The 11550-nt window shown below is 49.6% G+C and carries 8 protein-coding genes; all 8 read right to left on the reverse strand.

Annotated elements, in window-relative coordinates; translation table 11 throughout:
• Nucleotides 1–2222, reverse strand: a 2222-nt coding sequence (locus ACIDE9_RS06825; protein WP_411993730.1) for a nitrate- and nitrite sensing domain-containing protein, incomplete at its 3' end; no start/stop codon positions are given.
• 633 nt (nucleotides 2223–2855) lie between these two features.
• Nucleotides 2856–5468, reverse strand: coding sequence for a methyl-accepting chemotaxis protein (locus ACIDE9_RS06830; protein WP_411993732.1), 2613 nt, complete (start codon nucleotides 5466–5468; stop codon nucleotides 2856–2858).
• A gap of 86 nt (nucleotides 5469–5554) precedes the next feature.
• A complete protein-coding gene (locus ACIDE9_RS06835) occupies nucleotides 5555–6070 on the reverse strand; it encodes a chemotaxis protein CheW (RefSeq protein ID WP_019882302.1) in 516 nt (171 codons plus the stop codon).
• A gap of 12 nt (nucleotides 6071–6082) precedes the next feature.
• The gene (locus tag ACIDE9_RS06840) at nucleotides 6083–8470 is read right to left on the reverse strand and encodes a chemotaxis protein CheW (RefSeq protein WP_411993734.1); all 2388 of its coding nucleotides are present in this window, start codon (nucleotides 8468–8470) and stop codon (nucleotides 6083–6085) included.
• A 30-nt stretch (nucleotides 8471–8500) separates the two neighbouring features.
• The gene (locus tag ACIDE9_RS06845; protein ID WP_018985223.1) at nucleotides 8501–8869 is read right to left on the reverse strand and encodes a response regulator; all 369 of its coding nucleotides are present in this window, start codon (nucleotides 8867–8869) and stop codon (nucleotides 8501–8503) included.
• 43 nt (nucleotides 8870–8912) lie between these two features.
• On the reverse strand, nucleotides 8913–9455 hold the full coding sequence (locus tag ACIDE9_RS06850; protein ID WP_194753773.1) for a chemotaxis protein: 543 nt from the start codon (nucleotides 9453–9455) through the stop codon (nucleotides 8913–8915).
• A 108-nt stretch (nucleotides 9456–9563) separates the two neighbouring features.
• A complete protein-coding gene (motB, locus tag ACIDE9_RS06855; protein ID WP_194753772.1) occupies nucleotides 9564–10508 on the reverse strand; it encodes a flagellar motor protein MotB in 945 nt (314 codons plus the stop codon).
• A 25-nt stretch (nucleotides 10509–10533) separates the two neighbouring features.
• Complete coding sequence (gene motA / locus ACIDE9_RS06860) at nucleotides 10534–11394, reverse strand: flagellar motor stator protein MotA (RefSeq protein WP_194753771.1); 861 nt, start codon at nucleotides 11392–11394, stop codon at nucleotides 10534–10536.
• Nucleotides 11395–11550 lie beyond the last annotated feature (156 nt).

The following is an 11550-nucleotide window of genomic DNA, read 5'->3' on the forward strand; positions in this document are numbered from 1 at the left end:
GCCTGTTGCTCAGTACGCGCTGACAAGTCGGAGTTACCGCTGGAGATCTCGTTCGCCGCCGTCGTGATCGTTTCTACAGCTTCGGTGACAGCAATAATCGGCTCTACAATCAAATCCAGCGTGTTGTTCACACCTTCGATAATCTTGCGGAAGTCACCGTTGTGTTTATCCACATCAGCTCGCACGGTGATGCGGCCTTCTTTGGCCGCATTTGCCAGCAGGTCAGCATCAGCCACCAGCTGATTCACGGCATCCACGCAAGTATTGAGGTTATTCTTGAGCGCATTGAAGTCACCATGGTAATGCTCATTGATACGCGCGGGGATATCGCCTTTAGAGATACGGTCCACGTAGTTTGCGGCGACATTCAGCGGGCTAATCACGGAGTCCAGGGTGTTATTTACGCCTTCAACAATCTTGCGGAAATCCCCATGATGCTTGGCGGCATCGGCACGTGTAGAGAGCTGACCATCCACGGCTGCTTTTGACAGCATGTTGGCATCGCTCACCAGTGCGTTGACGGCATCGATACACTGGTTGAGATTGTTTTTAATGGTATTGAAGTCGCCATTGTAATGATCACTGATTTTGGCCGGAATATGACCATGTGAAATATCTTCCACATATTTGGCAGCCACATTCAACGGGCCAATCACGGCATCCAGTGTCTCATTGACCCCTTGCACGATCTTGCGGAAGTCGCCCTGATGCCTGCTGGCATCGGCTCGCGTCGACAAACGGCCTGCCACAGCAGCCTGCGACAGCATATTGGCGTCGGCAACCAGGGCCTGCACCGCATCAATACACTGGTTCAGGTTATTTTTAATGGTATTGAAATCCCCTTTGTAGGCATCGGTAATCTTGGCCGGAATCCTGCCTTTGGAAATATCATCCACATACTGCGCCGCCACATTCAACGGCAGAATCACGCCATCCAGTGTCTGGTTAATACTATCCACCAGCACCCGGTATTCGCCATCAAACTTGTGGCTATCACCACGCGCACTCAAATTGCCAGCACTGGCAAAAGTGGCCAGTTGTTTGGACTCGTTGACCAGGGTATGTATCGTATGATTCAGCTTGCCTGCTGAAATGATGACCTCGTCCAGCTCATCATGTGGCACAATTTCCAGCTGCTGCGCCTGGATATGCCCTTGCACCAGGTCTTCCATCATTTGTTTGGCCAGTCTGGACTTGGCAATAATATCCCGTGACACTACATACACAATCCAAAGCACCAGGCACAGCCCCAATGCGGTCATCGCCAGTGTGGTATAGAGTTGGTATTCTTGCTGTGTGACTCTTTTTTGCAGGGTGTGCTGCAGTTGATTCATCAGGGCATAATAGCTTTTATAAGCGGTATCAATGTGCGCACTCGCCTGATTGAAATATTGCTGTGAATCATAAGATAGTGATTCATTCTTTAAAATCGCGGTCATCAACAACTGTTTGATATGCTGCGTAGCGTCAATCAAGGGTTGTATTTCTTGTGTGTTTTTCTGGTCGTAACGTGCGAGTACATGCATATTGTGCATAAAACGGCCATCGGTCTGCTCAATCGCATTCACCAGCCCTTCCAGTTTCAAACGCTCATTTTCCGACATCGTTTGCTTGGCCAGCACCCCGGCCCCCAAGCCACGCACTTGCGCCATGACTTCAATCAACGGCGGGACTTTCAGCACCGCAGTGTCCATCATGTAATAGGACTCCTCCAGCGGATCCAGCGTCAAGCCACTGATATCTGCCTTGATCACGGTCGCTTCAATCAGGAAATTAATAATCGCGGTGTGTTTGACAAAGCTTTCCTCGCGGCTGGCTGCCAGGCTGGATAATGTCAGGGTTTTATAGTTGGTAATGGCGGTTTGCCATTTCTCTGAAAACTCAATCCAGTAAGGATCGTCGTGGCTCACGACCTGGGAAGTCTCGTGCATGAGGCGTATCGCTTCAATGTCTTTGTCCAGCTTGGACTCCAACTCGGCAATTTTCGGTTGCAGCTCGCGCTTGCCACCAAGGTAGTTGGCCATCAAGCCGCGATGTTTCTGCACATCCTCAATCATGACCATGAGCGGACTGATTAAAGCGATGCCCTGGACTTCAGCATCGGTTGTCCGGATATCGGCCTTGTTTTTAAGGATATTGACTGAAGCCAGGTAAGTTAACGGCAGCAAGATAATGCATGCCATCAAAGTCAGTTTTTTGGTAATTGAGAGTCGGTTAAGCATGACGCATCCTCTGTGTGAAAAATTTAATCGAATAGCCATCAATCGATTAAACATCGAGAAAACGTAAAATATAAGCGCTCAAGCGTGAGGGGATGATGGCCGTGTGGCACGGGCGTCATGCATACGTCGTTGTATACATCTCAATCATGAAACGTCTGCATATTGTTCTCGCCGTTTTGCGCCATGTAGTCACAGGTCAGCCTAGACTGCTGCCTACACATTGCTTATCAATGGAGACTGCCTCGTTGCAATCAACCACATGAGATAGATGGTTTTATCATGATAAAAGCACAGGGGTATTTTCAATTGCAGAAAAAAGCGGCCGTTTGTATTTCAATCTATGAACTACTACTTTATGGCCTATAAGCACCCGTTTAACTACCCGTATCGCCACATGCAACAGGCATAAAAAAACCGACTTTCGTCGGTTTGTAAAAGGGACTGCATGGGCATCATGATTTATCGTGAAACATGCCCTTTTATTAAGACACGCCCTTTATAAGGGATAACCAATTACTGCAGATGCCCACAACAAAAAACCTTCAACCAGGGCACTCACCACTTTCAGAAAGACATTTGTCATGGGCTTTTCCTCTCACAGAAACAAGCAATCACATGGGTTAAATCACTCCATTAAAACTCTTCCCACTCTGTATCATCCGTGCCGGTTTTTGCGGCTTTGGTTGGCTGATAACTAGGCGTGTGCGCTGCCGGTTTAGGCTTGCTGACGGGTGCAGCCGGACGGCTGGCGGCCACAGCCCGTGGTGTAGAAGCGTGTGTGGCTTGTGTGGTACCACCGCGCACCTTGAATCTGTTCACCGTATCCATCAGGTTAGACGCTTGCTCAACCAGTGACTCAGCTGCAGCTGCAGCTTCTTCGACCAGGGCAGCGTTTTGCTGGGTGACTTCATCCATATGGTTCACTGCATCGTTAACCTGGTTAATGCCTGAGCTTTGTTCAGCAGAAGCCGCTGTAATTTCACTCATGATATCGGTCACACGTTGTACAGAAGTCACCACTTCGTGCATGGTCTCACCGGCCGTTTCCACCAGTTTGGTGCCGTCAGCGGTTTTATTCACTGAGTCAGTAATCAACTCTTTAATTTCTTTTGCAGCACTGGCTGAACGTTGTGCCAAATTGCGCACTTCACCTGCCACCACCGCAAAACCTCTACCCTGCTCACCTGCACGCGCCGCTTCTACCGCCGCGTTCAGTGCCAGGATATTGGTTTGGAAAGCAATGCCGTCAATCACAGAAATAATATCTTCGATTTTGCGGGCGCTCTCGTTAATTGCACTCATGGTCGTGACGACGTTACCCACCACGTCACCGCCACGAATCGCCACTTGTGACGCGGCTTCGGCCATTTGGTTGGCCTGACGTGCGTTTTCAGCGTTCTGTTTCACGGTAGAAGCCAGTTGCTCCATGCTGGACGCTGTTTCTTCCAGGTTAGAAGCCTGCTGCTCGGTACGGCTGGACAAATCATTGTTACCGCTAGAGATTTCATGCGCGGCTGTATTAATGGTTTCACCGGCATCACGCACGTTGATCAGGATATCGTTCATGATATCCAGCAACTGGTTGATGGAGTTCATGGTTTCAACTGCAGCCCCTTTGGCAATCGAGCTGTCCAGTCTATAGGTCACATCACCGTCAACGGCTAATTTCAGCGCTTCCTTGATCTGGTTCTCCACACGCTTGTCTTGCGTTTGGTCTACCCATTCAATCACAGTGCCCAGACGTTCGCCATCATTGTCAAAAATCGGGTTTGCCGTCAGGCGGAAGAACATATCGCCCACACCAATTTCGGTTTGATGCTTGCCAGTCAGGCCACCCAGCAAATTACGTTGATGTGACGGATTTTTATGAAATACATCATAGCTTTGACCAATCAGCTTCTCTGCATCGAAGTGCGGAAATAACTGTTTGAATGTTTTGCTGGATTCGCGCATGAGCTCCAGCGCAGCCGGGTTCATATAGGTAATAACGCCGTCTTTGTCAGCCATCATCAAACTATTCGATGAAGCCTCCAAAGCATTTTTAATCATGGTCGCTTCGCGGGCTTTCACCTTCTGCGCCTGATCCGCCAATACCGCCTTGGTGATATCAGTGGCGAATTTAACCACTTTCACCGGTTTGCCATCCAGCCCGATAATCGGGTTGTAAGACGCCTGCATGTAAATGTCCTGGCCTTGTTTGCCATAGCGGTGATAAACACCAACATCGGCCTCGCCACGGTTCAGTTTCGCCCAGAAGTCTTTGTATTCTTGGCTGTTTTTAAAACGCTCACTGACAAACATGCTGTGATGTTTGCCGATAATCTCATCCAGTTTGTAGCCGGTCAGATTCAACACATTATCATTGGCGGTCAGAATATTGCCCGCCATGTCAAACTGAATCACCCCTTGTGAGTGATTCACAGCAAAAATCTGGCCTTCAAAGTCCAGCTGGCGCTGTTTTTCCTGGGTGATGCAATAGGAATAGACTTTGACTTTAAGCACCTTGCCTGCGGCATCAACGATAGGCACATAGCTGGTACTAAACCAGTACTCGCTACCGTTCTTAGCAACGCGGCAGATTTCCAGCTTGGCGTTTTCGCCTTTATTCAACTTCTCCCAAAGTTGCTTATATTCAGCACTTTGGGCCGTATTTGCTTTTAAAAGGATAGAAATATGCTTACCAACCACCTCATCATGTTGGTAGCCTAAAGGCTTCAGGAACACCTCGTTACAGTCCAGGATATGTCCTTGCAGGTCACATTCCATCACGCCGAAGGATTGATTCAAGGCCTTTTCTTCTTCTTGTAAAGCCAGGTTGCGTTTTTTATCCGCGGTCACATCTGTCAGGTAGGCCACCACTTTACGTAGCTGCGACCCCTGCATGACAGGCGCATAATACCCCTGGAACCAGACGTCCTGGCCTGCCTTGTTCGTCAGCTTAAATGCCCCGCCCTGGGACTTGCCAGACTGTAATGCCTGCCAGAACTGATCATAGTCCGGCTTGCCTGAGTCTTCACGATTCAGTAGCACACGGTGGTGCTGGCCAACCAGCTCTTTTGCGCTGTAACCCAGCGACTGACACAGATTGTCGTTAACATGGCTAATATCTCCCTTGCCATTCAACTCCACAATCGCTCTTGCTTTATTGATCTCAGTTTTAAGGGCGCTAAATTCTGCGACCTCATCTAAAACCCCTTGATAATCCCGAGTGCCTGCTGCCAACTTGTTAACGATGGTAGAAAACATAATTTTTATCCTTAAAAAAGATCTCCGTTAAGAGTAGTCGCGCTTATGTTTTTGCTGTTGTGCACGTTTTTATAGTTTTCTGTTAATTAATGTACTGCGGCTTCCATCAGTTGCATCTCATCGCTGGTCATCAGCTTATCGATGTCCACCAGGATCAGCATTTCCTGCTCGATGGTCGCCAGGCCGACGATGTACTTGGTGTCAATACGGGTCACCAGTGATGGCACTTCACGCAGATGCTCTTCACGCAACTCACGCACATCCGACACGCCATCGACGACGATGCCGACAATACGCCCGTTGAGGTTGAGAATAATCACCACGGTGAATTCGTTATACTCGACCTTGCCCAGGTTGAATTTAATACGCAAATCGACAATCGGCACGATCTTGCCGCGCAGGTTAATCACGCCTTTAATGAAAGACGGCATGTTGGCGATTTGGGTCACCGCGTCGTAGCCGCGAATCTCTTGCACTTTGAGAATCTCGATGCCGTATTGCTCGCTGCCCAGGACAAAGGTCAGGTATTCACCCGCTGCGGTTTTCAAGCCATTACCTGCGTTGCCGCTCAAGGAATTGCTCATTTCTGTGCTTGTACTCATTGCATATGCTCCTTATGCATTGATGGTATTTTGTGAAGTTAAATAGTTCTGGTTGGAAAATGCCATGCCACCCGTCACATAGTTTGTGGTTTGCCCCATCTGGATAATGGCTGGCACATCCAGAATCAGTGCCACTGAGCCATCGCCCATGATGGTGGCGCCCGAGACGCCCGGAATACGCTTGAAGTTGGTTTCCAGACTCTTGATCACCACTTGCTGCTGGCCAACCAAACGGTCGACAAACAAGGCGGATTTCTTACCGTCGGCCTCCAGGATCAATAACACACCGTCAGTCGGGGTCGTGATCTCGGTTGGATGATTAAACAAGGCATGCAAGGCGATAATCGGTAAATATTCGCCACGCACATGCACCATCAAACCTTCGCCAGTCACTGTTTTCAAGTCCTCGGCACGTGGTTGCAGTGTTTCTACAATCAGGTTCAGAGGCACCACATAGATGCTCTTGCCCAGCGACACAGACATACCGTCCAGAATCGCCAGTGTGAGTGGCAATGAAATCGAAATGGTTGTGCCATAGCCAAGCGCCGAGCGAATCTCAATATGACCGCCCATGGAGGTAATATTCCGTTTCACCACGTCCATGCCTACACCACGGCCAGACACGTCGGTGACCACCTCAGCCGTGGAGAAACCTGGTGCAAAAATCAGGCTGAACACTTCGTTGTCAGTCATGCTTTCATTGACAGGCAAACCATTGGAGGCTGCTTTGGCCAGAATCTTGTCGCGGTTCAAACCACCGCCATCATCGGTCACTTCAATCACGATGCTGCCGCCTTTATGCGCTGCAGACAGGGTTAACGTACCGCTTTCCGGCTTGCCCATTTCACGGCGCACTTCCGGTTTTTCAATACCGTGGTCAACGCTGTTACGTACCAGGTGGGTCAATGGATCCACAATACGCTCAATCAAACTCTTATCCAGCTCAGTAGTTGCACCGCTGGTAACAAATTCAACCTTTTTGCCCAATTTACCCGCCAGGTCACGCACCATACGTGGGAAGCGTGAGAACACAAAGTCCATCGGCATCATGCGGATAGACATCACAGACTCTTGCAAGTCACGGGTGTTACGGGTCAACTGGCCAACACTATTAATCAATGCTTCGTTATCGACCGGGTCGAGGGCATTCACACGTTGCTCAATCATCGCTTGTGTAATCACCAGTTCGCCGACCAGGTTAATCAACTGGTCCACTTTCTCGATGCCCACACGAATCGAAGTGCTTTCTGCACTCTGTGCGGCTGCAGCAGGCTTGTCAGTTTCACGACGGCCTTGTTGCTGACGGCGTTCTTCTTGCGGTGCTGCGGCCACCGGTGTTGCGGCTGCTTCTGCCTTGGCTTTTGCCATCGCAGCGGCTGCATTATCATCACCAATCATTTGTGCCTTAGGCGCATCAGGATGTGGTTTGAACGGTGCAAAGAAACCGTAGCCCTCTTCCTGCTGGTCCTGGCCATTGCTGGCAAACAGACCGTAGCCCATTTCTTCAGCCACTTGTACTTTGCCATCATCCGCTTTGGCGTCGGTTTTGATAATCGGGTCATTATCAAAGAAACCATAACCGGCATCCGCTTCTGCAGCAGCTGGCGCAGCTTCCACCGGTGCGGCAACTGGTGCCGTTTCCACGGCGGCTGGTGCAGGCGCACTGGCTGTATCGCCCGCAACCTGGATCACCAAGGCATCGGCGTCAACAATAAAGGAACAGATAGAGACAATGTCGTCAGCACTGGAATCAGTTTTCACCAGCACGGCATGTACATTCTCGCTGCGTTGATACACGGCGACTTCACCTAACAAGGCCAACTCGTCTTTGAGGTTAGCCAGGTCTTTTTCAGTCACGGTAGGCAAACCAACGTCGTACAAGGTCATGCCTTTGGCTTTTTCCTCGTCCGTAATCGTCAATGCAGGTTTTGCCACTTCAGCGGCTGGCGCTGCAGCAGGCGCAGCTTCAACACTGGCAGCAGCCTCAACCGGTGCAGCTGCCACCGCGGCCTTGCCTTCAGAAAGTGACTTCAGCATCATCGCGACATCGCTCACTTGCTCAGCATTCACGTCTGAGCCATGACGATGACCATCGACTTGCATCTTGATCACATCTTTGGCAGCCAAAAACGCATCCACGTGTTCGGTGGTCAACGCCATCTCGTTTTTACGGATTTTGTCGAGCAGGTTTTCCAGCACATGCGTAATTTCTGTCATGTCCATAAAACCAAACGTAGCGGCGCCCCCTTTAATAGAGTGTGCCGCTCTGAAAATAGCGTTTAATTGCTCGACATCTGGCGATTCCACATCGATACCAAGCAACAGGTGCTCTGCTTCAGCCAACAACTCCTCGGCTTCGTCAAAGAACACCTCATAAAACTGGCTCATATCCACTGTCATTGTTTACTCCAGTTCCTTTACCAGCGGCGCTTAGGCACCGATTACTTTTTGAACAACTTCAATCAGGCGTTTAGGATCAAAAGGCTTCACCAACCAGCCATTGGCACCTGCCGCTTTCCCTTTTGCCTTCATCTCGTCAGAAGACTCTGTGGTCAACATCAGGATAGGCACTTTCTGGTAGGAAGCGAGTGTGCGCAAATTGGTAATCAGGGTCAGGCCATCCATCACCGGCATGTTTTGATCTGTCAGTACCAGATCCACAGTTTTTTCCTTGGCTTTATTGAGGCCATCCTGACCATCGACGGCCTGCACGACATCATAGCCAGCAGCTTTCAGACTAAAAGCCACCATCTGACGCAGGGATCCGGAGTCGTCTACTGTTAAAATTGTTTTCGCCATGTTTGATTCGCCTTTTTCACTAATTTCGTTAAACGCTGCTGTATTAAAATAAGTCTATGTCACCGGTAGCCAAGTCTTGCTGATTGACCGACTTGCGTAAATTGCCGGTCAGGTGCTGGCTACCCTGATCAAAATTCTGGTTAAGCTGCATGATGAAGCGCCTGATTTCTTCATGCTCGTCATCCGCAGCCATCGGGAACTGATGACTGGACAGCTCATGTAACAAATCTTTTAAGCCATGCACACGGTTGATGGTGCGCTGCAACAACTGGTTGGTCATGTCCTGGAACTGCATGCCGGTCACCACTTTATTCACTTCCAGACCGATGCTGTCCTGAAACACCTGCAGTTGCTGCATTTCTTCCGGTTGCAATTTGCCAGCGTCTGCCAACAACTGCAGTGCAGCCTGTTGGTCTGTGAGCTGGGCATACACCGTCATAAAACTGGCGCTCAGCTTTTCAATCGCTTCATTCAGTAAAAAGGCAGTTTGCTGCAAATCAGTTTCGATTTCGAGCAGGTGCCAGTCACCGTGACGCGAGACTGCGGCCAGTAATTCTCTTAACTCTTCTATGGGCAATGTTTTCATAGTGGTCCTATTTTGCCTGATTCCCCGGTTTTTCAATCAAGAAATAAACAATGTAAAAATGACTTATTTCTTGTACGCTTTAACGGCCAGCCTTTTCTCTATTCCTTGCTATGGTGAAGGCTTTTCCGTTTTATTCTGCAATGCCTCTACTTGCGTTTTGTCATGCTCACTGACAGAAATCTGTTCGTTATCCTTGAGTAACTCCTCTTCCGTTTCCTTGTTCATGACAATTAAACTGATGCGGCGGTTAATCGGATTAAACGGATTTTCCTTATCCATCATGATGGCCGAGCCCAGGCCAACCACCCGCATGAGCTTGGTTTCATCCATGCCGCCCGCAATCAACTCACGCCGTGAAGCGTTGGCGCGGTCAGCAGACAACTCCCAGTTACTGTAGCCATGGTCGCCATTGGCATAACCCGCCGCATCGGTATGGCCGGACAAACTGATTTTGTTATCTACCCCATTCAGCGTTTTGCCGATTTCACGCAAAATCGTCTTGGCATACGGTTGCAACTCGGCTTTGGCGTTCTCAAACATGGGCCGGTTTTGCTCGTCAATAATCTGCACGCGCAAGCCTTCACTGGTGATATCCAGCTTGAGCTGTGACTTAAACTGCTGCAAGGTCGGGTTGTCTTCGATGGCTTGCTCAATCTTGGCTTTCAAGGCTTCCAGTTTGACTTTTTCGGCCTGTTTCAAGACTTCTTTAACGTCTTCCAGTTTGACGGTTTTGAGCTTGCCCGGATCGCCTTCTACCGGCTTGACCTGCCCCTGCTTTTTGGTGACATCTTTACCACCGGTATTCTTCAGGGCTGAGTCACTCTGGCCGAGTGAAGGACCCATCAACACCATATGCAAAGGCGTCTGGAAATATTCGGCAATGCCCTCTTTTTGCGCCTTGGAGGTAGACCCCAGCAACCACATCAACAGGAAAAACGCCATCATCGCTGTCACAAAGTCAGCATAGGCAATCTTCCAGGCACCACCGTGATGGCCACCGCCACCCTTTTTGATCTTTTTGACAATAATCGGGGCAATATGCTCTTCTGCCATGACGCTCTCCCGGCGGCCTTAATAGTTACTTGGATTTTGCCTGTTTAACGTGCTCTTCGAGCTCGGTAAAGCCAGGACGCTCAGTGGAGTACAGGACTTTGCGGCCAAACTCGACGGCAATCGGTGGTGCATAACCATTCAGGCTGGCCAGCAACACGACTTTAACGGTCTGGAAGCTCTTGCTGGACTCTTCCAGCTTTTGCTCCAGCAGGCCTGACAACGGGCCAATAAAACCATAGGCCAGCAAAATACCGAGGAAAGTACCCACCAGCGCGTGGGCAATCAGGATACCCAGCTCAGCCGGTGGCAATGCCACGTTTTCCATGGTGTGCACCACGCCCATCACCGCCGCCACAATACCAAACGCCGGTAAGCCGTCGCCCAGTTTGGCAATACAATGGGCAGGCACATGGCCTTCCATATGGTGGGTTTCCAGTTCGTTATCCATCAGGTTTTCTACCTGAAATGCATCCATATTGCCGGAGACCATGAGGCGCAGGTAATCGCAGATAAACTCGACCAGATGATGGTCGTGCACAATGGAAGGATATTTAGTAAACAAGGCACTGGATTCAGGGTCTTCGATGTCTTTCTCAATCGACATCAGGCCATCCTTGCGGATTTTGGTCAGGATTTCGAACAACAAGGCCAGCAAATCCATATACAACTGCTTGTTATATTTAGAGCCTTTAAACAAGGTGGGAATGGCTTTCAAGGTGGCTTTAATGGCCTTGGTGTCGTTACCGACAATAAAAGCCCCAAACGCACCACCGAAAATCATCATGACCTCCAGCGGCTGCCATAGCGCACCTAAATGGCCGCCAGCCAGCGCGTACCCCCCAAACACCATGCCACAAACTACGACATACCCAATGATGACAAACATGCTTTTGCTCCACTTTTAGCAGTTAACTACACGTAGCATAGCAACCAGGAGCCATATTCATTTTTTCAAATAAAAGGGATTTAGCCAGCCAAATTCGCTGGCTTGAGTCAATTTAGCGGGAGAACAGCTAGCTTCACATAGCTAACTGCATGAGGA

The sequence above is a fragment of the Methylophilus sp. 'Pure River' genome, from assembly GCF_046765995.1.
In the GTDB taxonomy this organism is placed as follows: Bacteria; Pseudomonadota; Gammaproteobacteria; order Burkholderiales; family Methylophilaceae; genus Methylophilus.